Annotated in this window: 25 protein-coding genes and 1 other annotated feature; of the genes, 11 read left to right on the top strand and 14 right to left on the bottom strand. The window is 57.2% G+C overall.

The window, feature by feature from the left end; all coding sequences use genetic code 11:
* Positions 1-89: 89 nt before the first annotated feature.
* From recR to GQR96_RS05765, 5 genes are all read right to left on the bottom strand, one after another.
* Positions 90-695, bottom strand: a complete 606-nt coding sequence (gene recR / locus GQR96_RS05785; protein ID WP_002892177.1) for a recombination mediator RecR — start codon at positions 693-695, stop codon at positions 90-92.
* Positions 695-1,027, bottom strand: coding sequence for a YbaB/EbfC family nucleoid-associated protein (locus GQR96_RS05780; protein WP_002892173.1), 333 nt, complete (start codon positions 1,025-1,027; stop codon positions 695-697). The genes recR and GQR96_RS05780 overlap by 1 nt, the downstream gene beginning before the upstream one ends.
* Before the next feature lie 57 nt (positions 1,028-1,084).
* Positions 1,085-2,989: a DNA polymerase III subunit gamma/tau gene (gene dnaX / locus GQR96_RS05775; RefSeq protein ID WP_069734251.1), complete on the bottom strand. Its 1,905-nt coding sequence runs from the start codon at positions 2,987-2,989 to the stop codon at positions 1,085-1,087.
* Positions 1,688-1,752 (bottom strand) — a sequence feature (DnaX frameshifting element). It overlaps the preceding gene by 65 nt.
* Before the next feature lie 92 nt (positions 2,990-3,081).
* Positions 3,082-3,633, bottom strand: a complete 552-nt coding sequence (apt, locus tag GQR96_RS05770) for an adenine phosphoribosyltransferase (protein WP_004204738.1) — start codon at positions 3,631-3,633, stop codon at positions 3,082-3,084.
* 150 nt (positions 3,634-3,783) lie between these two features.
* Positions 3,784-4,161 carry a DUF454 family protein gene (locus GQR96_RS05765; protein ID WP_004204740.1) on the bottom strand — a complete coding sequence of 126 codons (378 nt, stop codon included), beginning with the start codon at positions 4,159-4,161 and terminating at the stop codon, positions 3,784-3,786.
* Between the two features lie 69 nt (positions 4,162-4,230).
* On the opposite strand from GQR96_RS05765, the gene priC reads away from it, so the two are divergent.
* From priC to GQR96_RS05750, 3 genes are all read left to right on the top strand, one after another.
* Positions 4,231-4,758, top strand: coding sequence for a primosomal replication protein N'' (gene priC / locus GQR96_RS05760; protein WP_065903538.1), 528 nt, complete (start codon positions 4,231-4,233; stop codon positions 4,756-4,758).
* Between the two features lie 12 nt (positions 4,759-4,770).
* Entirely contained in the window at positions 4,771-4,944 is a 174-nt protein-coding gene (gene rsmS / locus GQR96_RS05755) for a pleiotropic regulatory protein RsmS (protein ID WP_004204742.1), read from the top strand.
* Between the two features lie 67 nt (positions 4,945-5,011).
* Positions 5,012-5,923, top strand: a complete 912-nt coding sequence (locus tag GQR96_RS05750; protein WP_004204743.1) for an Rpn family recombination-promoting nuclease/putative transposase — start codon at positions 5,012-5,014, stop codon at positions 5,921-5,923.
* Positions 5,924-5,958: 35 nt separating this feature from the next.
* Here GQR96_RS05750 and mscK read toward each other — a convergent pair whose 3' ends face one another.
* Both mscK and acrR read right to left on the bottom strand, forming a co-directional pair.
* Complete coding sequence (gene mscK, locus GQR96_RS05745; protein WP_004204744.1) at positions 5,959-9,306, bottom strand: mechanosensitive channel MscK; 3,348 nt, start codon at positions 9,304-9,306, stop codon at positions 5,959-5,961.
* A 128-nt stretch (positions 9,307-9,434) separates the two neighbouring features.
* Entirely contained in the window at positions 9,435-10,085 is a 651-nt protein-coding gene (gene acrR, locus GQR96_RS05740) for a multidrug efflux transporter transcriptional repressor AcrR (RefSeq protein WP_004204746.1), read from the bottom strand.
* Between the two features lie 142 nt (positions 10,086-10,227).
* Here acrR and acrA point away from each other — a divergent pair, with 142 nt between their 5' ends.
* From acrA to maa, 5 genes are all read left to right on the top strand, one after another.
* On the top strand, positions 10,228-11,421 hold the full coding sequence (gene acrA, locus GQR96_RS05735) for a multidrug efflux RND transporter periplasmic adaptor subunit AcrA (protein WP_004204747.1): 1,194 nt from the start codon (positions 10,228-10,230) through the stop codon (positions 11,419-11,421).
* A 22-nt stretch (positions 11,422-11,443) separates the two neighbouring features.
* The gene (gene acrB / locus GQR96_RS05730; protein ID WP_004204748.1) at positions 11,444-14,590 is read left to right on the top strand and encodes a multidrug efflux RND transporter permease subunit AcrB; all 3,147 of its coding nucleotides are present in this window, start codon (positions 11,444-11,446) and stop codon (positions 14,588-14,590) included.
* Between the two features lie 484 nt (positions 14,591-15,074).
* On the top strand, positions 15,075-15,449 hold the full coding sequence (gene tomB / locus GQR96_RS05725; protein WP_002892066.1) for an Hha toxicity modulator TomB: 375 nt from the start codon (positions 15,075-15,077) through the stop codon (positions 15,447-15,449).
* 26 nt (positions 15,450-15,475) lie between these two features.
* Entirely contained in the window at positions 15,476-15,694 is a 219-nt protein-coding gene (locus GQR96_RS05720; protein ID WP_002892050.1) for an HHA domain-containing protein, read from the top strand.
* Between the two features lie 157 nt (positions 15,695-15,851).
* The gene (gene maa / locus GQR96_RS05715; protein ID WP_004204750.1) at positions 15,852-16,418 is read left to right on the top strand and encodes a maltose O-acetyltransferase; all 567 of its coding nucleotides are present in this window, start codon (positions 15,852-15,854) and stop codon (positions 16,416-16,418) included.
* Here the strand turns inward: maa and GQR96_RS05710 are convergent.
* On the bottom strand, positions 16,390-16,512 hold the full coding sequence (locus tag GQR96_RS05710; protein WP_032426076.1) for a hypothetical protein: 123 nt from the start codon (positions 16,510-16,512) through the stop codon (positions 16,390-16,392). The two genes, maa and GQR96_RS05710, sit on opposite strands and share 29 nt — an antisense overlap.
* Before the next feature lie 42 nt (positions 16,513-16,554).
* Here GQR96_RS05710 and GQR96_RS05705 point away from each other — a divergent pair, with 42 nt between their 5' ends.
* A complete protein-coding gene (locus tag GQR96_RS05705; RefSeq protein WP_004204751.1) occupies positions 16,555-17,025 on the top strand; it encodes a YlaC family protein in 471 nt (156 codons plus the stop codon).
* Here the strand turns inward: GQR96_RS05705 and GQR96_RS05700 are convergent.
* A complete protein-coding gene (locus GQR96_RS05700) occupies positions 16,994-18,451 on the bottom strand; it encodes a MocR-like pyridoxine biosynthesis transcription factor PdxR (RefSeq protein ID WP_065903537.1) in 1,458 nt (485 codons plus the stop codon). The genes GQR96_RS05705 and GQR96_RS05700 overlap by 32 nt on opposite strands.
* A gap of 100 nt (positions 18,452-18,551) precedes the next feature.
* Here GQR96_RS05700 and GQR96_RS05695 point away from each other — a divergent pair, with 100 nt between their 5' ends.
* Positions 18,552-19,250, top strand: a complete 699-nt coding sequence (locus GQR96_RS05695) for a GNAT family N-acetyltransferase (protein ID WP_064187826.1) — start codon at positions 18,552-18,554, stop codon at positions 19,248-19,250.
* On the opposite strand, the gene ykgO is transcribed toward GQR96_RS05695, so the two are convergent.
* The 3 genes from ykgO to GQR96_RS05680 all read right to left on the bottom strand — a co-directional run bounded on the left by ykgO (position 19,247) and on the right by GQR96_RS05680 (position 20,837).
* Positions 19,247-19,387 (bottom strand): type B 50S ribosomal protein L36, encoded by a 141-nt coding sequence (ykgO, locus tag GQR96_RS05690; protein ID WP_002892018.1) that lies wholly within the window; start codon positions 19,385-19,387, stop codon positions 19,247-19,249. The genes GQR96_RS05695 and ykgO overlap by 4 nt on opposite strands.
* Complete coding sequence (locus GQR96_RS05685; RefSeq protein ID WP_004204754.1) at positions 19,387-19,650, bottom strand: type B 50S ribosomal protein L31; 264 nt, start codon at positions 19,648-19,650, stop codon at positions 19,387-19,389. Before GQR96_RS05685 ends, ykgO begins: the two co-directional genes overlap by 1 nt.
* A gap of 116 nt (positions 19,651-19,766) precedes the next feature.
* Positions 19,767-20,837: a LacI family DNA-binding transcriptional regulator gene (locus tag GQR96_RS05680; protein WP_004204755.1), complete on the bottom strand. Its 1,071-nt coding sequence runs from the start codon at positions 20,835-20,837 to the stop codon at positions 19,767-19,769.
* A 270-nt stretch (positions 20,838-21,107) separates the two neighbouring features.
* Between GQR96_RS05680 and GQR96_RS05675 the strand changes: the two genes are divergently transcribed.
* On the top strand, positions 21,108-22,379 hold the full coding sequence (locus GQR96_RS05675; RefSeq protein WP_004204756.1) for a maltoporin: 1,272 nt from the start codon (positions 21,108-21,110) through the stop codon (positions 22,377-22,379).
* A 136-nt stretch (positions 22,380-22,515) separates the two neighbouring features.
* Here the strand turns inward: GQR96_RS05675 and GQR96_RS05670 are convergent, their stop codons facing one another.
* Together GQR96_RS05670 and GQR96_RS05665 are read right to left on the bottom strand one after the other, a co-directional pair.
* Positions 22,516-22,830, bottom strand: a complete 315-nt coding sequence (locus tag GQR96_RS05670; protein ID WP_004204757.1) for a glucose PTS transporter subunit EIIB — start codon at positions 22,828-22,830, stop codon at positions 22,516-22,518.
* A gap of 65 nt (positions 22,831-22,895) precedes the next feature.
* Positions 22,896-24,953 (bottom strand): beta-galactosidase, encoded by a 2,058-nt coding sequence (locus GQR96_RS05665; protein WP_065903535.1) that lies wholly within the window; start codon positions 24,951-24,953, stop codon positions 22,896-22,898.
* Positions 24,954-24,974: the final 21 nt, after the last annotated feature.

Raw genomic sequence — 24,974 nt, 5'->3', positions numbered from 1 at the left:
ATTTTAAATGGGTAAAAAACCGTTGAGTGGGAGATGGGGACAGCGGGGAAATTTTTCAAGCGGAGGCGGCGATAGCCGCCTCCATTTGTTCAGAAAGTAATCTTGTGGCGACCGGCCAGCGAGTGGGACAGCGTGGTGCCGTCGACCATCTCCAGCTCGCCGCCCACCGGCACGCCGTGGGCGATTCGGCTGGCGTCGACGCCATACTGCGCGCACAGCTCCGCGATATAGTTGGCTGTCGCCTCGCCCTCAACGGTCGGGTTGGTGGCAAGGATCACCTCGGTGATCGACTCCGCCTCCAGCCGTTGCTCCAGGCGATCGAGCCCGATGTCATCAGGCCCGATGCCGTCGAGCGGCGACAGGTGCCCCATCAGCACGAAGTAGCGGCCGGAATACTGCCCGGTCTGCTCAATGGCGTAGATGTCCGCCGGACTCTCCACCACGCAGATCTGGCCGTTTTCCTGGCGACGCGGGTTGCTGCAGATATTGCACACCTCCTGCTCGGTGAAGGTGCGGCAATCGGCACAGTGGCCGATCTCCGACATCGCGCGCGTCAGCGCCTGCGCCAGACGCATCCCGCCGCTGCGATCGCGCTGCAGCAGGGTAAACGCCATGCGCTGCGCCGACTTCGGGCCGACGCCCGGCAGACAGCGCAGTGCTTCCATAAGCTGAGTTAACAGCGGGCTGGTTTGCATCAGAACGGCATCTTGAAGCCTGGCGGCAGCTGCATACCGGCAGAGACGGAAGCCATCTTCTCTTTCTGGGTCTCTTCGATACGGCGCGCAGCGTCGTTGAACGCGGCAGCCACCAGATCTTCCAGCATCTCTTTGTCATCTTCCAGCAGGCTTGGGTCGATCTCCACGCGGCGGCAGTTGTGCGCGCCGTTAATGGTCACTTTCACCAGACCCGCGCCGGATTCGCCGGTCACTTCCAGCTGAGCGATCTCTTCCTGCATCTTCTGCATTTTTTCTTGCATCTGCTGGGCCTGCTTCATCAGGTTACCCAGGCCGCCTTTTCCACCAAACATAGGCTTCTCTCTCAGTCAGTCATCATTAAAGGTACTGACTGCAAGTCAAACTTGCAGTCAAATGGGGCGGATACTCTCTTCATCCAGATCGGCGTCAAAGAAACGACGCAGGGTCTGAATGTTATTATCCGCAATAATCGCTTCGCGCGCCTGCGCGAGCTTCTCTTCATAAATAGCCTGCCGCCACTCCAGCGGCGTGCGCATCGCGGGATTATCGTCTTCCACGATGGTCAATTCAACGGGCGTACCGTACAACACCCCCAGCGCTTCAGCCAGCTTTTGCTGTGCGCCGGCGGAATTGAGGTGGCGCTGGCTGGTGCGCAGATGCAGACAGACGCGATTGCCCTCCTGCTCTTTCCACGCGTTGAGCGCCACCTGCTCGACCAGCTTCGGTACTGCCAACTGGCTCACTTCTGCCGCCCAGCTGTCGCGCTCGACCGCTTCAACGGCAAGCTTGGCCGCCAGCTCAGGCGTTTTTTCATGCTCCAGCGCTTTTTTCAGCGCTTTAGGCGTGGCGACTTCGACTTTGGTCTCTTCAACCACCGTCGTCGCCTTCCAGCGATAAGCCTCTTTCTTCGCCGGGGCCTGCTCCAGCGCCGCCGCGGCCGGACGAGCCTGGACGCGCTCGGTAATCGAACTCAGTCGCTCCAGCGCAGCGTTATTCACCGGCCGCGCGCGGGAAGCGGCTGCCGGTTCACTCTTTTTTGGGGTGGTTGCTCCCTGGCTGCGCTGCAGGTGGCTGCGGGCCGCCAGCACCTGGCTGGTGGTCGGCGGCAAACTCTGCGGCGGCTGTGGCGGCGCTGCGGGGGAAACCGGCGGGCGCGGCGCGGGCGCGGCGGCCTGCGCCGGCTGCACCTCGGGCTCCGGCAGCGGCTTACGCGGATGAAACGCCAGGGCGCGCAGCAGCGTCATTTCGACGCCCATCCGCCGGTCCGGGGCATAGGGTAGCTCTTTGCGGCCAATCAGCAGCGTCTGGTAGTAGAGCTGAACGTCGCCCGGCGGTACGGTGCGCGCCAGTTCGCGCATCCGCACTTCGACCGCGGCCATGTCGGCGCCCAGCGCCGAAGGGGACAGCTGAACCATGGCGATGCGGTGCAGCAGGCTCTGCATCTCCACCAGCAGCGCCTCCCATTCAACGCCGCGCGCGGCGGCGTCATTGACGCCCGCCATGACTCGCTCGCCATCGGCGGCGACCAGGGCTTCAATCAACGACAGTGCCTGATCGTCATCGAGGGTGCCGAGCATGGTGCTCACCGACGCCGCCGTCAGTTGCCCTTCTCCACTGGCAATAGCCTGATCGGTCAGGCTTAAGGCATCGCGCAGGCTGCCGTCGGCGGCGCGCGACAACAGCTGCAGCGCGCGGGGCTCGAAGGCAATCTGCTCTTCGCCAAGAATATGCTCCAGCTGATGGCGGATCTGTTCAACGTCCAGCGCCTTCAGGTGGAACTGCAGGCAGCGGGATAAGATCGTCACCGGCAGCTTCTGCGGATCCGTCGTCGCCAGCAGGAATTTGACGTGCGCCGGCGGCTCCTCCAGCGTCTTTAATAACGCGTTGAAGCTGTGGCGCGACAGCATATGGACTTCGTCGATGAGATAGACCTTGAAGCGGCCGCGGGCCGGCGCGTACTGGACGTTATCCAGCAGGTCGCGGGTATCTTCGACTTTGGTGCGTGAGGCGGCGTCAATCTCAATCAGATCGACAAAGCGCCCCTGTTCAATTTCCCGGCAGTTATCGCACACGCCGCAGGGGGTGGCGGTGATGCCGGTTTCACAGTTTAACCCTTTCGCCAGCAGGCGGGCGATGGAGGTCTTACCGACTCCGCGGGTACCGGAAAAGAGATAAGCGTGATGAATGCGCCCTAACGACAAGCCGTTCGCCAGTGCGGTCAGCACATGTTCCTGGCCGACGACGTCAGCAAAGGTTTGTGGGCGCCATTTACGGGCTAAGACCTGATAACTCATGGGCTGGCTCTGAAACGCTGGAAGGTGAAATCACGAAGGGGTCATGCTATCACAGCCCCGCCCGATCGGCGAGGCTATGTGGAGGGATTTGCTTAGTGGCCCGGGAACGGCACCAGACTGAAGCAGTGGATCCCCAGCTTCTCCAGGCGCTGTTCGCCGCCCAGATCGAAGAGATTGATAATGAAAGCGGCATCCTGCACTTCGCCGCCGAGACGGCGGATCAGTTTGACCGTCGCGTCGATGGTTCCGCCGGTCGCCAGCAGATCGTCCACCACCAGCACTTTGTCGCCCGGTTTGATGGCGTCAACGTGGATCTCCAGCTGATCGGTGCCGTATTCCAGCTCATAGCTCTCAGCGATGGTTTCACGCGGCAACTTACGCGGCTTGCGTACCGGAACAAAGCCCACGCCCAGCGCCAGCGCAACCGGTGCGCCGAAAAGGAAGCCACGCGCCTCAGTCCCTACCACTTTGGTAATTCCCGCGTCTTTGTAGCGCTCGGTCAGCAGTTCAATGCTGAGCGCGTAAGCTTTCGGGTCTTCCAGTAAACTGGTGACATCGCGGAAAAGAATGCCCGGTTTTGGATAATCCTCGATACTCTGGATGCTGTTCTTCAGATATTCAAGCTGCTGTGCAGTTGCGGTCATAAGTGTATGCCTGATTGAAACGGTGTTACCCACGGGCGTGCAAAAGGGGCCAAAGAAACATTTGTTTAACCTTTGACCAGGCTTACCCGCGCTCGAAAACGCCAGAATTTACTGGCTGTCAGCAACAATTGCAACAGGCATTATTGCGCATCAGTGCTTTTGTTGCTTTGCGTCAACCACCGGAATGCGCCACATAAAGATCAGCAGACAGGCCAGAATGACCAACAGCATGATGCGCACCCACGTAAGCTTAACCAGCCACAGCGAAATAGCAAAAGTCGCCACGATCATGGCAATGGCGCGCGGTTTGGCGCCGCGAGGCATGGCGCGGTACTGTTGCCAGTGGCGAAGATAGCCGCCGAACCATGAGCGATACAGCAGCCACTGGTGAAAGCGCGGCGATGAGCGGGCAAAGCACCAGGCAGCAAGCAGAATAAACGGCGTCGTCGGCAGCAACGGTAAGAAGACGCCCAGCGTACCCAGCGCTACCGCCAGCCAGCCGATAATGGTTAAAATAACAGGTGGCATAATGCGAATCGTTATCAAACAGATACGGCTACTGTAGCACAGTTGGCTGATGGAGAATGGAGGGGGTTGGTGAAAACAGCTCAACTTTTACAAACGCTGAACAATCAGCTCAGCGAGCTGGCCGCGCAGGTGGCGCCGCTGGCGGAGCACGCGACCCTCAGCCCGCGCTTTGACCGCCAGCTCTTCCACTCCCGCAGCACGCTGATGCAGGCCTATCTGGCGGAAGCCCAACACAACTTTCACCAGCTCCGCCAGGCCGTCGAGCGCCAGCAGTTGCCGCAGGTAGCCTGGATCGCCGAGCGTCTGGCGGCGCAAATCGCTGCGCTGCGTCGCGAAACCGCCACCTGGTCGCTGCGCAGTTGGGACCATGCCTCGCCAACGCTGAGCCGCTGGCAGCGCCGTCGCCTACAGCATCAGGAGTATGAGCGCCGCCTGCTGGCGATGCGCGACCAACGCCAGCGCCAGCAGACGCAGGCTACCAGCCTCGACGAGCAGCAGCGGCTGGCCAGGGAAGTCGAGGTCTACAGTGGACGGCTGGCGCGCTGCCGACAGGCGCTGGATAAGATTGAAAACGTACTGGCGCGGCTGACGCGCTAACAGGAGAGTCCGATGTCGCTGGAAAATGCCCCCGATGAGGTCAAACTGGCCGTCGATTTAATCATGTTGCTGGAATCACATCAGATCCCGGCGCAAACCGTGCTGGACGCGCTGGAAATTGTCAGGCGGGATTATGCAAATAAGTTAAAAAACGCGGAAAGCGCCTCGCAAACGCCGCAGAAGTGAGATGTTGCCCACGGCGGAGTGCTGGCAGAGTGGTCCTCTGCGCATGACGCCGATGGAGGCAATATTGATGGAAAAGGTCAGTCAAACCCCGCACGATGCGGTTTTTCGCCAGATGCTGATGCATCAGGCGGTGGCGAAGGATTTCCTGCAGCTGTATCTGCCCGCGCCGTTTCTGGCAATCTGCGAGCTGGATTCGCTGCAGCTGGTCTCCGGTAGCTTTGTTGAAGAGGACCTGCGCGCCAGCTATTCCGATATCCTTTACTCACTGCGCACCCGCCACGGACCGGGCTATGTTTACGCGCTGATTGAGCACCAGAGTACCCCGGACAAGCTGATGGCGTTTCGCCTGCTGCGCTACGCGCTGGCCGCCATGCAGCGTCATCTGGACGCTGGCCACGACACGCTGCCGCTGGTGGTGCCGATTCTGTTTTATCACGGTAAGGTCAGCCCCTGGCCCTGGCCCCGCAACTGGCAACAGCTATTCGCCGAACCGGCGCTGGCGAAGGCGCTCTATAGCGGTGATTTTCCGCTGGTGGACCTCACCGTTATGCCAGATAATCAGATAGTCCGTCATCGGCGGATGGCCATGCTGGAGCTGTTGCAAAAGCATATCCGCCATCGCGATCTGGCCGAGCTGCAGGTGCCGCTGATCGCGCTGATGACGCAAGGCTATCTGACAGAAGCGCAGTTGAATACGCTGCTGCGCTATATGTTGCAGGCGGGTACAACGGAACATCCGGGGGCGCTGATCCGCGCGCTGGCGGCGCAGTCGCCCAGGCATAAGGAGCTGATGATGACCATTGCCGAATGGCTGGAAGAGAAAGGCCGTAAACAGGGGCAGCAGGAGGGCGAGCAGGAAGGTCGAGAAGCCGCCACTCGCAGCATCGCCGCCAGAATGCTGGCGCGCGGCCTCGAACGACAAATCGTGAGAGAACTCACCGGGCTTAGCGACGAGGAGCTCGCCGCGCTGGCGCCCTGATGCAACAGGGGCGGCGTTGCGCCGCCCCTCTTCAGTTAAGACGCGACGGAGGGAGCTAAATCGTCGCCCTTTCCATCCCGCTTCACTTCCGTGACTTCATCACCCTTTTCATTTCGCAGATGGACTTCCAGCTGGTTAAAGGCAATGTTGATGTCATTCTCCCGGCACAGACGGTCGATGGCGCGGTTGAGCTCATCCACCGTGTAGCTGCGATCGCGCAGTTCACGGACATACAGACGTAGTTCATGATCCAGCGTACTGGGGCCGAATGTAGTGAAGAAGACCGCTGGCGCTGGCTCCTGCATCACTTTCGGATGATCGTGCGCCACCTTCAGCAGCACCTCCTTCACCTTATCCAGGTCGGAACCATAGGCGACGCCGAGGCGGATCACCACGCGGGTCACGGTGTCGGAGAGCGACCAGTTGATCAAGCGCTCGGTAACGAACGCCTTGTTCGGGATGATCACCTCTTTGCGATCGAAGTCGGTAATGGTGGTGGCGCGAATACGGATTTTGCTTACCGTACCGGAGAAGGTGCCGATAGTCACCGTATCCCCGATGCGCACCGGACGTTCGAACAGAATAATCAGGCCGGAGACAAAGTTACCGAAGATCTCCTGCAGACCAAAACCCAAACCAACCGACAGCGCGGCCGCCAGCCATTGCAGTTTGTCCCAGGAGACGCCCAGCGACCCGAATACCGTCATCGCCCCAATGGCGATAATCGCATAGTTAAGAATGGTGGTGATGGCGTAGGAAGTCCCCTGACGCATATTGAGCCGCGACAGGACCAGCACCTCCAGCAGCCCCGGCAGGTTGCGGATTAGCGCCCAGGCAACCATCGACGCCACAATGGCAAACAGCAGGCTGCCCATCGTCACGCTGCGCACCACGCTGGCCCCCGCCTCGGTGCCGTTGTAATGCCAGAGGGTGATGCTGTCGAGATAGGCGAAAACGGTGATCAAATCCGACCAAATCGCCCAGAACATGACCGCGAACAGCGCGATCATCACCAGCATGGTGATGCGCAACGTCTGCTGGTTAACCTGCTCGAGGGCGATAGTCGGCTCCTCCTGCGGCTCGGCGCCTTCCGCGCCCTCCTTCACCAGATGCTGACGGCGCGCCAGCGCCCGGCGCCAGGCGATACGCCGCGCCGCCACGCTCAGGCCACGCAGCACGGTCTGGTACAGCAGGTTCCAGATCATTACCAGATAAACCGTCTCGATCCAGCGTCCCGCCAGGCGCAGCGTGGTGTAGAAGTAGCCGGTCGCCGTCAGCACCATCAGGGCCACCGGAACGATAGACAGCACCGTGATCGTCAGCAGGCGCAGGCTGTGCGACTCTTTATCGCGCCAGCTTTCCCGGCACATCGGCCAGACCAGCACCGCGATCAGCAGTAAGTTGAAGAAAATCACCAGCTGCCCCAGCACATCGTCCATCAGGTTCAGCGGCGACAGCTCGGAAATCACCGACCAGAAATTCAGCGGCAGCAGCGCCAGGCTGACGCGGACAATCTGCCGCCGCCAGTGGCTGGTCAACTGCGCCGGCATATTAAAGTGGCTGACCGCCACGCCGTTCTTTTCCAGCACTTTCCAGCACAGGCCAAACACCAGCCAGAACATCGCCAGTTTTTTACTGTACGCCCACAGCAGTCCGCTGATATTTAACTGCATGGTGAGTAAGATCAGGCCAATCGCCAGAATCACCAGCACCACCGGTAAGGCGCGGATCAGGTCGATAAAGATCGCCTTCGGCGTATGCAGTTGGGTATCATTGCGTAGTTGGCCTACCTGAGAAGCCAGCTTCGCCTGATAATCCTTGAGCCACTGCAAACGCCAGCGGATCAGGCCGGCAATTAGCAGCAGCGGTAATCCGGCGAGGAAAGCGATAAATACCGCCGGCCACGCTTTTTCCCAGTTCACGGTGATTTTCATCGCCTTAAACTGACCTTTCAGCGCTTCCGGGAAGGCCTTAATCCACTCCCAGTCCATCGGTTTATTGCTGTTCACCCAGAAAATTTGCTGGGTCAGGATTTCTTTCAGGCTGCTGGAGACGCTCATCAGCTGCTGCTGGTTGATCTGCAGGTTGATGGCCATCATCAGCTGGTTCCCCAGCTGTTTATTGAACTGGTCAAGCAGCTCGCGACGCATGTCGATCACTTCCAGCAGCGCGGCGTGCACTTCATCGGTTACTTCAGCGCTGTGCCCCTCTTCCAGCTTAGCGACATAGGCATCGCTCTGGAACAGGGCGTCGCGCTGCTGGTTAACTTCAAACTGTTCGAGCCGCAGGTCGGCAATGCGATTAGTCATATCCTGCAGCTCATCCGCCGACGGCAGCGTCTGCTGCTGCTGATAAAGAATGCGCGACAGCAGCAGGCTGCCCTTGAGCACGGAAATTTGCTCTTTAATATCCCGCTCAGACTGCAGAGCGCGGTCGAGCCAGTTCTTTACCTGGATATTGCGCTGCACCAGCTGGTTGCCATTCTCCGTCGCCTGGATCAGCTTCTCGCTCAACTGGTGGTTAACATCCAGCTCCTGCTTGACCAGCGGGTTGGCCTGAATACGCGTGGTTTCATCCGGCGTGACCGCCTCCTGGGCGGTTTTCTCAGTCAGCGTCAGCCGCTTGCTGTTCACCGCCTCCTGCAGCAGCTGCAGCTGATGCTCCAGCCGGTTGCTCCAGGCGGTTACATAGTCACGCTGCTTCTGCAGGGTATCCTGCAGGATAGTGTTGCCTTCGAGGCTCTTACGCTGCTGCTCGATCTGCGCGTTGAGCAACGCCTGCTGGGCCTGCAGCAACACCTGCTGGGTCGGACGCAGAGTCTCATCGCCCACCGAGGTGCCATTCAGACGATTACGGATCTGCTGCAGCTGCTGGGAGGCGTTGTACATCGCATTTTGCACCCGTTCCGGCTGCGTTTGCAGGGAAACCAGCTGGCTGTTGTAGGTTGCCAGATCGTTTTGCGCATTCTGCAGATCGTCCAGCGTTTGGGTGACGCGTGATTCCAGCTGACGCAGGGAGAGCGTGCTCAGCGTCTTGCGCGTCGCGTCGTCGTTCGGGACATCGCTCAGGTTGTTAAGGTTATCCACCGCCTGGCGCAGCTTCGCCGGGGCTTGCTCGACCTGCTGGCGGAGCTGCGTCGTCTCGCTCTTGATGCGATCGATTTTATCCAGCGTTTCCAGGGTCTGGGTCAAATCCTGCTGGACCAGTTTATCCTGCGGAGTCAGTTCCTTTTGCTTGTTTAATGTGTTGAGCTGACTCTGCACCTCCGCCCGGTCAGGGAGGTCTGCGGCGCGGCCCTGAACTGGACTGAAAAGGCCAATAAAACAGAGCAGCATAATGGTAAAGATGAACGTGGCGCGTTGCCTGGAGATCGTGTGCAGCATAGTTAATATGAATGAATGCAAATGCCGGAGAATACCGGGGGTCGTCGCAAGCGCGCAGAATAGCACTTCTCATCGCTGGCGAATAGCGGCGGACCGCGCTAAAAATTCACGCTCATCCGCACGCTTCGTTAAGCTGGCAGGCTCTCCGGGCCGCGAAGCGTGGGGCAGAATTGATACATCTCCAGCAGGATGGCGACGTAGTCACGCGCTTCCGCATGCAGGTCGAACGAGTCGGGAGCAAACAGCCAGTTCTCCATCAGGCCTGAAAGGTAGCTGCGCATTAAAATCGCCGCTCGCCGGGTGAGTAAATTGGCAGGCAACAGCTTCGCCGCGATACACTCTTTTAAGGTTTGCTCGATACGCTCGTAGCTCGCCAGGGAGAGCTGCCGCTGGGCCTGCTGCACTACGGTCATTTCTCCGACGAATTCGCACTTATGGAAGATAATCTCCATCATCAACCGACGACGCTCTTCTGTCACTGTCGCTTCAAGAACATAGACTAATATCTCCCTGATAACTGAGAGTGGATCGTTGGGGAATTTTGCCCGATACTCAATTTCGAGATCGCTAATACTGGCGTCTGACAGCTCCCAAATTTCGTTGAATAAATCTGATTTATTCTTGAAATGCCAGTAGATAGCCCCCCTCGTTACACCCGCAGCTTTTGCAATTGTTGCCAACGAGGTAGATGATACGCCTTGCTGCGAAAACAGACGCAGAGCAACATCCAGAATCAGTTGCCGGGTTTCACGTGCCTGTTGTTTGGTTTTTCGTGCCATAGGTTAATGACTTTACAGAGGTTACGTTTACATACATTTGTGAATGTATGTACCATAGCACGACCATAATAGAAAGACTGTAGTGGGTTTGTGGTTGTTTGAGCCACTGAACATTTTGAAATTGGACACTCGAGGTTTACATATGAACAAAAACAGAGGGTTAACGCCTCTGGCGGTCGTTCTGATGCTCTCAGGCAGCTTAGCGCTAACAGGATGTGACGATAAACCGGCTCAACAAGGAGCCCAGCACATGCCGGAAGTCGGTATTGTGACGCTCAAATCCGCACCTCTACAAATAACCACCGAACTGCCAGGCCGCACCAGCGCCTATCGCATTGCGGAAGTTCGTCCTCAGGTCAGTGGCATTATTTTAAAACGTAACTTCGTGGAAGGTAGCGATATCCAGGCCGGCGTTTCCCTGTATCAGATCGATCCAGCCACCTATCAGGCCAGCTATGACAGCGCCAAAGGCGACCTGGCAAAAGCCCAGGCGGCGGCAAACATGGATCAACTGACGGTCAAGCGTTATCAGAAACTGTTAGGCACTAAATATATCAGTCAACAAGACTACGATACCGCCGTCGCGACGGCGCAGCAGAGCAATGCGGCCGTGGTCGCGGCGAAAGCAGCCGTTGAAACCGCGCGCATCAATCTGGCCTACACCAAAGTCACCTCGCCGATTAGCGGTCGCATTGGTAAATCCGCGGTGACCGAAGGGGCGCTGGTGCAAAATGGTCAAACAACCGCCCTGGCAACCGTTCAGCAGTTGGATCCGATCTATGTCGACGTCACCCAGTCGAGCAATGATTTCCTGCGCCTGAAACAGGAGCTGGCCGATGGCCGTCTGAAACAGGAAAACGGGAAAGCGAAAGTGGAGCTGGTGACTAACGACGGTCTTAAGTATCCGCAGGCCGGCACGCTGGAATTCTCGGATGTCACCGTCGATCAGACCACCGGCTCTATCACGCTGCGCGCTATTTTCCCTAACCCGGATCACACCCTGCTACCGGGGATGTTTGTCCGTGCCCGTCTGGAAGAAGGGGTTAACCCTGACGCCCTGCTGGTACCGCAACAGGGTGTCACCCGTACGCCGCGCGGCGATGCCAGCGTCATGGTAGTGGGTGAAGGCGATAAGGTCGAAGTCCGCCAGGTCACTGCTTCTCAAGCGATTGGCGATAAATGGCTGGTCACTGACGGTCTGAAATCCGGCGATCGCGTTATCGTCACTGGCCTGCAAAAAATCAAACCAGGCGTGCAGGTAAAAGCGCAGGAAGTAGCTTCTGATGATAAACAGCAAGCCGCAGGCAACGCGCCATCAGAACAAACCAAGTCTTAACTTAAACAGGAGCCGTTAAGACATGCCTAATTTCTTTATCGATCGCCCCATATTTGCATGGGTGATCGCCATCATCATCATGCTGGCTGGGGGATTATCGATCCTCAAATTGCCGGTGGCGCAATATCCGACGATTGCGCCGCCAGCAATTTCCATTACCGCCATGTACCCCGGTGCTGACGCCGAAACCGTGCAGAACACCGTGACTCAGGTTATCGAACAGAATATGAACGGTATCGATCACCTGATGTACATGTCCTCGAATGGCGACTCCACCGGTACGGCGACCATCACCCTGACCTTCGAATCCGGTACCGATCCGGACATCGCCCAGGTTCAGGTTCAGAACAAGCTGGCCCTGGCCACCCCTCTGCTGCCGCAAGAAGTACAGCAGCAAGGGATCAGCGTTGAGAAAGCGTCCAGCAGCTTCCTGATGGTTGTCGGCGTTATTAACACCAACGGCACCATGAACCAGGACGATATTTCGGACTACGTGGCGGCCAACATGAAGGACCCGATCAGCCGTACCAGCGGCGTCGGCGACGTTCAGCTTTTCGGTTCCCAGTACGCGATGCGTATCTGGATGGATCCGAATAAACTGAATAACTTCCAGCTCACGCCGGTGGACGTGATCAGCGCTCTGAAAGCGCAGAACGCCCAGGTAGCCGCTGGTCAGTTAGGCGGTACGCCGCCGGTGAAAGGCCAGCAGCTCAACGCGTCCATCGTCGCACAGACGCGTCTGACCAATACGGAAGAGTTTGGCAACATCCTGCTGAAGGTGAACCAGGATGGTTCCCAGGTTCGTCTGCGTGATGTCGCCAAAATTGAGCTGGGTGGCGAAAGCTATGACGTGGTGGCGAAGTATAACGGCCAGCCAGCGTCCGGTCTGGGTATTAAACTGGCTACCGGCGCGAACGCGCTGGATACCGCCAACGCGATCCGCGCTGAACTGGCGAAGATGGAGCCGTTTTTCCCGTCGGGGATGAAAATCGTTTACCCGTATGACACCACCCCGTTCGTGAAAATCTCTATTCACGAAGTGGTTAAAACGCTGGTGGAAGCGATCATCCTGGTCTTCCTGGTGATGTATCTGTTCCTGCAGAACTTCCGCGCCACGCTGATCCCGACCATCGCGGTGCCGGTGGTCCTGTTAGGGACCTTCGCTGTGCTGGCGGCGTTTGGCTTCTCGATAAACACCCTGACGATGTTCGGGATGGTGCTCGCCATCGGCCTGCTGGTGGATGACGCCATCGTGGTGGTCGAGAACGTCGAGCGCGTCATGGCCGAAGAAGGCCTGCCGCCGAAAGAAGCGACGCGTAAATCGATGGGGCAGATTCAGGGCGCGCTGGTAGGTATCGCCATGGTGCTGTCGGCGGTATTTATCCCGATGGCATTCTTCGGCGGTTCAACCGGCGCCATCTATCGCCAGTTCTCCATCACCATTGTTTCCGCAATGGCGCTATCGGTACTGGTCGCGCTGATCCTGACGCCGGCGCTGTGCGCCACGATGCTGAAGCCGATTCAGAAAGGCAGCCACGGCGCGACCACCGGTTTCTTCGGCTGGTTTAACCGCATGTTCGATAAGAGCACGCACCATTACACCGACAGCGTAGGCAACATTCTGCGCAGCACCGGTCGCTATCTGGTGCTGTATCTGATCATCGTGGTGGGCATGGCGTGGCTGTTCGTTCGTCTGCCGAGCTCGTTCCTGCCGGACGAAGACCAGGGGGTATTCCTGAGTATGGCCCAGCTGCCTGCCGGCGCCACCCAGGAGCGCACGCAGAAAGTGCTGGATGAGATGACGAATTACTATCTCACCAAAGAGAAGGACAACGTGGAATCCGTGTTTGCGGTTAACGGCTTCGGCTTCGCCGGCCGCGGCCAGAACACCGGTATCGCGTTCGTCTCGCTGAAAGACTGGAGCCAACGTCCGGGCGAAGAAAACAAAGTTGAAGCGATCACCGGTCGGGCGATGGGCTACTTCTCGCAGATTAAAGACGCGATGGTCTTCGCCTTTAACCTGCCGGCTATCGTTGAACTGGGTACCGCGACCGGCTTTGACTTCCAGCTGATTGATCAGGGCGGCCTGGGACACGAAAAACTGACCCAGGCACGTAATCAGCTGTTTGGCATGGTGGCGCAGCATCCTGACGTGCTGACCGGCGTGCGTCCTAACGGTCTGGAAGATACACCGCAGTTCAAAGTCGATATCGATCAGGAAAAAGCCCAGGCGCTGGGCGTCTCCATCAGCGACATTAACACCACGCTGGGCGCTGCCTGGGGCGGAAGCTATGTCAACGACTTTATCGACCGCGGCCGCGTGAAGAAAGTGTACATCATGTCCGAAGCGAAATACCGTATGCTGCCTGAGGACATCGGCAAGTGGTATGTTCGCGGCAGTGATGGCCAGATGGTGCCGTTCTCCGCCTTCTCCACCTCGCGTTGGGAATACGGTTCGCCGCGTCTGGAACGCTACAACGGTCTGCCATCGATGGAAATTCTTGGCCAGGCAGCGCCAGGCAAGAGTACCGGTGAGGCGATGAGCCTGATGGAAGAGCTGGCGGGTAAACTGCCGTCGGGTATCGGCTACGACTGGACCGGGATGTCTTATCAGGAGCGGCTGTCCGGTAACCAGGCCCCTGCCCTGTATGCCATCTCGCTGATTGTCGTCTTCCTGTGTCTGGCAGCGCTGTATGAGAGCTGGTCGATTCCGTTCTCGGTCATGCTGGTCGTACCGTTAGGTGTGGTCGGCGCGCTGTTAGCCGCCACCCTCCGCGGTTTAACCAATGACGTTTACTTCCAGGTTGGCCTGTTGACCACCATCGGCCTGTCGGCGAAAAACGCGATACTGATCGTTGAATTCGCCAAAGACCTGATGGAGAAAGAGGGCAAAGGGCTGATTGAGGCGACGCTTGAAGCGGTGCGTATGCGTCTGCGTCCGATCCTGATGACCTCCCTGGCGTTTATCCTTGGGGTTATGCCGCTGGTTATCAGCTCCGGTGCTGGCTCCGGTGCGCAGAACGCCGTCGGTACAGGCGTAATGGGCGGGATGGTGACCGCGACGATCCTGGCTATCTTCTTCGTGCCGGTGTTCTTTGTGGTGGTTCGTCGCCGCTTTAGTAAGAAAACGGAAGATATTGAGCACAGCCATCAGGTTGAGCATCATTAATCTGCACTACTGAACAAAGGGCCGCCACCGCGGCCCTTTTTTTGTTCATTACCGACAGGGCACATATTGCCATTGTTTATTTTTCGCGCTGCATTTAATATCTATTGATGTGTTGCAGACTATATCTATCGCGCTGTTTAGCCCTTAGGATCTTCTTACGCTCATTTACCAGGAATAATCCTAATATCATCATTCACGGCCGGCGGTTTCTGAACGCGACGACTGCCTGTCTTAAACCAATGATTGATAAGACATCTCTATTTTTCAGGCTGCGCGCCCGGGCCGCAGAAATTAATTCGTCTATTTTTAAGATAATTTCTCTCTGATAATTGTAATTTTTCGTAATAGCACGATGAAATCTCCTGGAGAGTGGATTATAGTTAAATCAGCAGGATTACTCAGTTAGTGTCAGGTCAGTTAGTCGTGTTCATCCCACAACGGTGTTTGTTAGTCGTCGTTTAAACCACTCAAAAGGGGATGCGTTATGGACGAATACTCGCCAAAAAGACATGATATCGCACAACTACGCTTTCTCTGCGAAACGCTGTATCATGACTGCCTTGCAAACCTGGAAGAGAGCAACCATGGCTGGGTCAACGACCCGACATCGGCTGTCAATCTCCAGTTAAATGAACTGATCGAGCACATTGCCACATTCGCCCTTAATTATAAAATTAAGTACGCTGAGGATAATAAGCTGATCGCTCAGGTTGACGAATATCTGGACGACACATTTACGTTGTTCAGTAACTACGGCATTAACTCTACGGATTTGCAAAAGTGGAAAAAATCCGGTAATCGGTTATTTCGTTGTTTTGTCAACGCCAGCCGGGAAAATCCGGCCAGTCTTTCGTGTTAGGATTATTACAATCAAAAGGTGGAATTATGTCTGATAAGCCATTAACTAAAACAGACTATTTGATGCGCTTACGTCGTTGCCAGACAATTGACACGCTGGAGCGCGTCATTGAAAAAAACAAATATGAACTTTCTGATAATGAGCTGGCGGTATTTTACTCAGCCGCCGATCATCGTCTGGCTGAACTGACTATGAATAAGCTGTACGATAAAATCCCGACGTCCGTCTGGAAATTTATCCGCTAATTAGTGCGCCCGACGCGGTCTGCTGACCGGATGGTAATCGCCAGCCTCAGCAGGACATCTTTGTGATAGTCATCACAGCATTCAGCCAACAGCAAACTTGTAACCGGTTTCTTTTTTATACTATTGCGACCTCTAACGTCAGGTATAAGGAAGACCAATGAGTGAAGAAAAACGCAAAATGATCGCCGGTGAGCTCTATTTATCTGGCGACCCAACGCTTCGCGCCGATCGCCTGCGCGCCAGACAGCTGCTGCACCGTTATAATCATTCCGCCCCGAATGCCCAGGAAGAACGTCAGCATATTCTGGCCGAGCTGTTCGGTCGCGCTGGCGATGCGTATATCGAGCCAAGCTTTCGCTGCGACTACGGCTACAATATCTTTCTCGGCGCCGGTTTTTACGCCAATTTCGACTGTGTGATGCTGGACGTCTGCCCTATCCATATTGGCGATAACTGCATGCTGGCGCCGGGCGTCCATATCTATACCGCCACCCATCCGCTGGATGCTGAGGCCCGAAACAGCGGCCAGGAATATGGCAAACCGGTGACCATTGGCCACAATGTGTGGATTGGTGGTCGGGCGGTGATCAATCCCGGGGTGACCATTGGCGATAATGCGGTCATCGCCTCCGGAGCGGTGGTCACTAAAGACGTTCCCGCCAGTACCGTTGTCGGCGGCAACCCGGCGCAGATCATCAAGCGCCTTCCGCCGCCGAATGCGTAACTGTTATGCTTTTCTGTAACTGATCTGTTACTTTCTCCGCAGAATACTGCAACATAAAATAACCTTCAGGCTGAGCCTGCCGCACCTGATCCATCGGGCGCACGGGGCGGGCTTATTGCAGAATTCGGGGACCAAGATGACAGAAATACAACGCCTGCTGACTCACACCATTGACGAACTTAACGTGCAGGAAAAACGCGATAATCGCCCGCGTTTTAGCATCAGTTTCATCCGCAACCATCCGGGCCTGTTTGTTGCCATGTATGCTGCGTTTCTGGCGACGCTGGTGGTCATGCTGCGCTCTGAAACGCTGGTAGATTCGGTCTGGTTGTTGGTGGTGCTGTTCATCCTGTTCAACGCTTTTTTCTTCTTTGACGTCTATCCACGCTATCGTTACGAAGATATCGATGTCCTCGACTTTCGCGTGTGTTACAACGGCGAATGGTACAACACCCGCTTTGTCCCCCGACAGCTGATCGACCGTATCCTGCAGTCGCCAGACGTCGATAGCGAGCAGAAGGCACAGCTTAAAAAAATGGTCGACACCAAAGGCGAGCTCTCCTTTTACGATGTCTTTACGCTGACCCGCGCCGGTACTGCGCAATAAGACGATTCAGCGTCCGCAGCGCCAGCGGATAGCGGGAAGCCGAAGTATTGCCATACCCCAGCACCAGCCCGCTCCGCCCCCGCCGCGGGTCGAGATAGAAATGACTTAGCGCAGCGGGCGCCAGCTGAAACTGACGCGCCTGCTGCGCAATCGTTCGATCGTCGATCCCCTCTATGGCCAACGTCAGATGGAGTCCCCCTTCCCCACCGAGGACTTCGCACGGCACGGTAATCTCTTGCGCCAGCGCCTCGCGCAGCTGTTGCTGACGTTTGCGGTACAGACGACGCATCGCTGCCAGATGACGCGCATAGTGTCCCTTCTCGATAAAGCTGGCCAACGCACGCTGTTCAGCGCGGTGCCCGCCGCGCAGCAGCGCGCCAATGGCCTCCTGAGCGGCATCCGCCAGCGCGGACGGCATGACCATAAAACCGATACGCAGCGCCGGAAACAGGGTTTTGCTGAAGGTGCCGAGATAGACCACCGGGGCATCCGGGACCATCCCCAGCATCGCCGGGATCGGCTCTCCGCTGTGGCGAAACTCGCTGTCGTAGTCATCCTCCACAATCCACGCGCCGTGCCGATGGGCATACTCCACCAGCGCCAGACGCCGCGCGGCGCTCATGACGCTCCCAAGGGGATACTGATGAGAGGGAGAGGTGAAAATCAGCCGGGGTGGCTCTGCCACGCCGTTGGCGATACACATCCCTTCACCATCGACGGCCATCCCACAGACCCGCAGCCCCGCTCGCTGGAAACCACTCCTGGCGCCCAGGTACCCCGGCTCTTCCAGCCACACGCTGTCGCCCGGGTTGGTCAACAGCGAGGCGCATAAGTTGACCCCTTCCAGCGCCCCCTCGGTGATGACGATCTGCCGGATATCGCACCGGATGCCCCGGGAGAGCGCCAGATGGCGGGCGATAGCCTCCCGCAGTTGGGGATCGCCCGCGGCCTCACCGTAGCCCAGCAGCGTGCTGCCTTCGTCGCGCAATGCCTTATCGATTAACCGCCGCCATAGCGGCAGCGGGAAATAGTTCATCGCCGGCATGCCAGGCGTAAACGGCAGCGCCGGCGAGTCACGGCGCATAGCGGCTGGCAGCCCCTGCAGCCGCTCAGACAGCACAACGGGTGGCGCGATTACCTCCTGCCGACGGCTAGCGGCGAGCGGCACCACTTGCGTCCCCTGACGGCTTCGCGTCAGGTATCCCTCCAGCGTCAGCTGCTCCAGTGCGGCATTCACCGTATTACGCGACAGATGCAGTCGACCGGCAATCACGCGCGATCCTGGCAAACGGCAGCTGGCCGCCAGGGTTCCCTGCAGGATGGCATGGCGCAAAGTGTGGTAAAGGGCGCGCTGCAGGGTTTCGTCCGTTCGCTGCCGCATCCCCTGCGTCACCAACCCATAAAACGCATCGTCCGGTATATTCATGTCGCCTCCTCGTGGATCCATAAAAACATACTCTAATGGCACTTTTTATGGAACCAGCCAGCGCGTACGCTGCCTGTACATCCCCAATAAGGAAACCGCAATGTGTGAATACAATCAGTTTGGACAGGCGCTCGGCGCCGCGCTGCCCGACTGGCAACCCCGCCCCTGGCCGACCCGGCTGGTACTTCAGGGCAGCCGCTGTCGGCTCGAACCACTCACCCTCGCCCACGCCAGCGATCTGTTTGCTGCCCATCAGCTGGCGCCCGACGCCCGCAGCTGGACGTGGCTGCTGCGCGAACCGGAAACCAGCCTGGCTGAATTTAGCGCCTGGGTGGCGCAGGTTGCGACGCTGGCCGATCCGATCCATTTCGCCGTCGTTGACCAGCAGCGTGGAACGGCGGTCGGTTCGCTGGCGTTAATGCGCATCGATGCCACCCATGGCGTGGTCGAGGTGGGGCATGTCCATTTCTCTCCGCTGCTAAGCCGAACGGCTATGGCCACCGAAGCGCACTGGCTGTTGATGCAGTATGTGTTCGAGACGCTCGGCTACCGTCGCTATGAATGGAAATGCAATAGCCTCAATACGCCGTCAGGCCGGGCGGCAAGGCGACTGGGATTTCAGTACGAAGGACGTTTTCGTCAGGCGCTGGTGAGCAAAGGACACAACCGGGACACGGACTGGTTTTCAGTGATTGATGGCGAATGGCCGCAGCTGGATAGCGCCATGCGCCAATGGCTGGCCGCCGACAATTTTACCGCCGACGGCCAGCAGCGCCGTCCCCTGGAAAGCTTCCGTTAACGACGTTTTTTGCGCCCCTGCACTGCTTTGAAGCGGGGGTTGCTCTTGCAGATCACGTACAGCCGCCCTTTGCGTTTGACCAGCTGGCAATCCGGGTGGCGCTGTTTGGCGCTGCGTAATGAGTTAACGACCTGCATCATGCTTTCCTTTTTGCATCAATGAAGCCGCCAAAGCGCTGGCGGAAACGGGCCGCGCTACCCTCGCTGGCGAACGTTTTTTGTTTGCCGGTGTAGTACGGATGCGATTTCGAGGAGACGTCGATCGTCACATACGGATACGTCTCACCGTCGAGCTCAATCACGCGTTCGGTGCGGATGGTTGAGCCAACTTTAAAATATTCATTGGCGCTGGTGTCGTGAAACACCACCGTGCGATAGGGAGGATGGATATGGGCTTTCATGATGACCTCATCATTATGTTATAACATAACAATTAAGGTACGCCGTTCCACGACAAAGATCAACCATGGTCATATCAGGGGTAATAACAAAGAGGCGAGTTTCCTCGCCTTTGGCTTCAGGGCGCCAGACGGTGGGCGATAGCGCGAAGTTGCTCCGCGATAGCCTGCAGATCTTTCCCCTGCTCGACTCTGGCGCCGCTGGAATGGCGAATCACCAGGCGCGCCGGCAGGATGGATGAGGTATGCGCCGCGCCGCTGGTACTGGCGAGGATCCGCCGCACCGCCTCTTTCCCCTGCAGGTCGAGGTCCAGCGATACCGTACTCAATGCCGGATAGAAAAAGGAGCTTTCGTAGGTATCGTCATAGCCAATCACCGACTTCTCTCCCGGCACCGCCACCTGATGCTGATGGAAGGCGCTGAGCACCCCCAGCGCCATCTGGTCATTGCCCACCAGCACGGCGCTGAAATTAGGCGTTTCCCGCAGCATCTGCAGCGCGCCGGCGTAGCCGCTCTGCGCATCCCAGTTGCCCCGCAGGACGGTCACCGGCTTCAGACCGTAGCCATCCAGGGTCTCGAGCCAGCTTTTCAGCCGCAGTTTCGCCGATACGGAGCTGTCCGGGCCTGCCAGCAACGCAATCTCCCGATGCCCCATCTCATAGAGATATTTGACGCTGGCCCGGGTGCCGTCCGCCGGGTTAAACGAAACGTTAAACACGGAACTGTAGGGATCAACGTCGAGAAACAGGCAGACGATATCATCATTGTCAGCGGCGATTTTCTGCGCCTGTTCAGTCTCCAGCGGCACGTTGATAATGACCTTATCCACCCGCTGAGACTTCAGCTCATTGATGGAATCCTGGATGCTTTGGTTGACGCTCTCATCAATCATTGAAATCAGGACCTGGTAACCTTCCAGATTGGCATAGCGTTTTACCGCCGCCGCCACCTGAGAGGGGGCATGCCAGGCCAGCGAAATCGTCACCAGTCCGACCGTCTGGCTCTCCTTCCCCACCAGCTGCTGCGCCAGCCGGTTTGGCACATAGCGCAGAGCCTCTATCGATTTCTCCACCTTGCGGCGCGTCGCTTCGGATACATTGGCAGATTTGTTGAGTACCCTGGACACGGTCTGGTAAGAGACGCCCGCATGACGAGCGACGTCTTCCAGAGTAGCGCTTTTAGACTTCATGGTCCGGTTCCTTATGTTGTTATCCCATGATTGTAACAGGGGCCATTTGAAAAAACGCTCACCGCTACCTCTCATCGCAAAATTACACCACAAAAAGTATTACGTTCACAACCAGGTTAATTGTGAATCACCTCACTCATCACAACAAAAACCAGCGTTATTATTTGCAGTTAGTCACACAATAACCATATCTCATTTGCCTGAAGTTACATTTAGGCATTTTATGACATCAGTTATGTGAACGTAATACAAAACAATAAGAGGATAGAGATGAATACGACACTGCGCGTCCTTTCCACAGCATTAGCCGCTGCGCTAATCGCCCCTTCCGCCTTTGCGGCTACCGCTGCGATCCCGACCGTTGATTTTCATGGCTATTTGCGTGCCGGGGTTGGGGTCTCCGGCGACGGTAGCGAAGCGGAATGGCAAAAGAACAAGCTGGGCCGGTTGGGGAACGAATCGGATACCTATGGCGAGCTGGAGTTAGGCTCCGAGGTCTACAAAAAAGATGATGTCAGTTTCTATCTCGACAGCATGGTCAGCATGGTCTCCGATGGCTCTAACGATAATGAAACCACGCTGAACGATGACGCGCAGTTCGGCTTACGTCAGCTGAACCTGCAGATCAAAGGGCTGATCCCGGGCGATCCGAATGCGGTGATCTGGGGCGGCAAACGTTACTACCAGCGTCACGACCTGCACATCATCGATACTAAATACTGGAACATTTCCGGCTCCGGGGCCGGGGTGGAAAACTACACCCTTGGCCCGGGCGCCGTCTCGCTGGCGTGGATCCGCGGCGATGCCAACGACGTTGACTATCGCGTCGATGGCGACAGCAACGTCAATATCAACTATATCGATTTACGCTACGCGGGATGGAAGCCGTGGTCCGGGTCGTGGACCGAATTCGGCATCGACTACGCCATGCCGAACACCACCAAAAAACAGGACAGCTACGGCGGACTGTACGATGCCGAAAATGGCGTGATGCTGACCGGTGAAATCAGTCAGGATATGCTGGGCGGCTATAACAAAACCGTGCTGCAGTATGCCAACAAAGGTCTGGCGCAGAATATGGTCTCCCAGGGCGGCGGCTGGTACGATATGTGGAACTACGTGAACGACGCCACCGGCTATCGCGTGATTAACACCGGTCTGATCCCAATTACCGAGAAGTTCTCCATCAACCACGTTCTGACCTGGGGCTCGGCGGATGACATTACCGACTATACCGATAAAACGCGGATGCTGTCGCTGGTCGCCCGCGGGCAGTATCAGTTCACCGACTACGTGCGCCTGATTGGCGAAGTCGGCGGTTTCTATCAGAAAGACAGCTATAACAATGGCACCAGCTACAAACAGGCCGGTGAGAAATATACCATTGCGCTGGGCCTGGCGGACGGGCCGGACTTTATGTCACGCCCGGAATTACGTATTTTCGCGTCGTATCTGAATGATTCCGAAGATGGTAAACCGTTTGAAGACCAGACGGCGAATAATACCTGGAATTTCGGCGTACAGGTTGAAGCCTGGTGGTAATATCGCGCTGGTAAGACAAATACGTTATTGATATCTCCAACTGTAAGGTCATTAATTTCCCTCCGGTAATCATTATTGCCACTGCTGTCTTTGTCTTATTTTCGGGATAACCTGTTTTCAGGTTATCCCGTTTTATTTATTTCCGCGCGGCAAAATGGTCATCCAGCAATTGACGTAGCGCATCGGACTGCTTACCGAAAATAGCATGAACCTGCTGGCCAAGAATAATGACACCCAGCGCGCCCTGCTGCTGTAATGCGTCCGAGTCCACGGCTGCCAGATGACGAACCGTTACCCGTAGACGGGTAATACAGGCGTCCACTTGGGTAATATTCGCTTCACCGCCGAAGGCCTGAACCAACGCCTCGATTTGCTGTTTTTCCGCTTCGCTTAACGGCTGTGCCGGACGTGCAGGAGAGAAATAGTGCAGGAAAGATTTTAAACTCACCATCATAAACTCCAGGGTACAAGATAAAAAAAAGCCTGCTCGGCAGAGCAGGCGTGGAGAAAAAAGGATTAGGCGTGGCGACGGAGAATACGGCAATCCCATGCTGACAGGGTCAGCGGGTCCGACACCGCCGCGTCGGTCAGGCAATCCCGATACCCTGACGGCAGGCTCAGGGTATGGCTTTGCGCGCTGTAGTTCTGCAGGAAGACAAACGTGCTCTCACCGTCGGTGCGCGCAGTAGCCACCACGCCGGGCGGTAAATCCGCCGCGATCGCCCGCGGTAGCGCCAGCTCCTTGCTCAGGGCGGCAAAGAAGTCGCGCTGGAAGGCCAAATCGTTGCGGGAGGCCACATGCCAGGCTTTACCTTTCCCGAAGCCGTTCACCGTCACCGCTGGCCTTCCGGCATAAAAATCATCCCGGTAGGTGGCCAGCGTCTGCGCGCTTTCGGTATGGATCAGTTCACAGAGATGGCGCACCTGATACGGGCCCTGCAGACCGCACTGATTCCCGGCCAGGCCCTGCACCAGATTAAACTCGCCGTCATTCAGGCAGTCGATCTCTTCCGCCCAGATGCCCAGCAGATTGCGCAGCGGGCCCGGGAAGCCGCCGAGATAGCAGAGATCGGATTCGTTGACGATGCCGGTCCAGTAAGTGGTCACCAGATGGCCGCCGCTGGCGACAAACGCCTCCGCCCGCGCGGCAAAGCCGTCGCGCACCATGTATAACATCGGGGCAATGACCAGCCGGTACGGCGTTAAATCAGCGTCGGCGTCAATCACATCGACGGCGATGCCCTGCTCCCAGAACGGACGGTAGTGCTCATTGACCGTCTTCTCATACTCCATACCCAGATTGCGCGGTCCCTGGGCGTCATCAAGCGCCCAGCGGTTCTGCTGGTCGAAGATAATCGCCACTTTAGCCTCGGTGCGACAGCCCCGGACCTCCGGTAGCTTGCTCAGTATCTCACCGAGTTTGCTGACTTCACGGCCAATACGGGTATCGATGTGCCCGACATGGTCGACCACCGCGCCGTGAAATTTCTCAACCGAACCGCGACTTTTCCGCCACTGGAAATACTGCACCGAGTCGGCGCCATGCGCCACCGCCTGCAGCGAGGAGAGAATATGCATGCCCGGTTTCTTCAGTTTGCTGGTCGGTTGCCAGTTAGTCGCACCCGGCGTGGACTCCATCAGCACAAACGGCTGGCCGCCCTTCAGGCTGCGCATCATGTCGTGATACATCGCGGTGTAGCAGGCCAGCGCGGTTTCGTCTTTGTCGCGGTGCCACATCGGATAGCTGTCCCACGAGATAAAGTCCAGCACCTCCGCCAGCTGCCAGTAGTCATAATCGTAGAAATACTCCATAAAGTTGGTGGTCACCGGGAGGGCGGCATTCGCCGCCTTCAGCGGGGCGATTTCATGGCGGCAGAAATCGGTCACCTGAGCGGTGTTAAAGCGATGCCAGTCAAGGTTGAGACCGTGGATCGACGTTTCACCCTGCGGCGCAGGCGATTCAATCTGCGACCAGTCGCTATAGGTATGGCTCCAGAAGGTGCTCCACCAGGCCTGGTTGAGGTTCTCCAGGGTCTGGTACCGCGTCTTCAGCCAGCCGCGAAAGCGGGTCTGGCAGCGCTCGCAATGACATTCGCCGCCATATTCATTGGAAATATGCCAGCCCAGCACAGCCGGGTGCGCAGCATAGCGCTCCGCCAGCAGGGTATTGATTTTCAGGGTCTTCTCACGATAGACCGGCGATGACATACAGTGGTTGTGACGGCCGCCGTGCAGGGCCGGCACCCTATCGCGCCCCACCCGCAGAACCTGCGGATAGCGTTGAGACATCCACGCCGGACGCGCGCCGCTCGGCGTGGCCAGAAATACATGAATGCCGGCGGCATACAGTTTATCGAGGATAGTATCCAGCCAGGCGAAATCAAATACCCCTTCGCGCGGCTCAAGTTTCGCCCAGCTAAATATGCCCACCGACATCACATTGCATTTTGCCTGCTGCATCATGGCAATGTCTTTATCAATAATGTCGGGGTCATTCTCCCATTGTTCCGGATTATAATCCGCGCCATGCAGCAGCGTATTAACCTTTGGATGTAAAGGTGCAAATTTATTCATAATAAACTTCCTGAAAAGAAC

The organism is Klebsiella sp. PCX, assembly GCF_021869705.1.
GTDB lineage: Bacteria > Pseudomonadota > Gammaproteobacteria > Enterobacterales > Enterobacteriaceae > Klebsiella > Klebsiella quasipneumoniae.
Note: the sequence above shows the minus strand (reverse complement) of the source record. Positions and strands in the feature narration are given on the sequence as shown.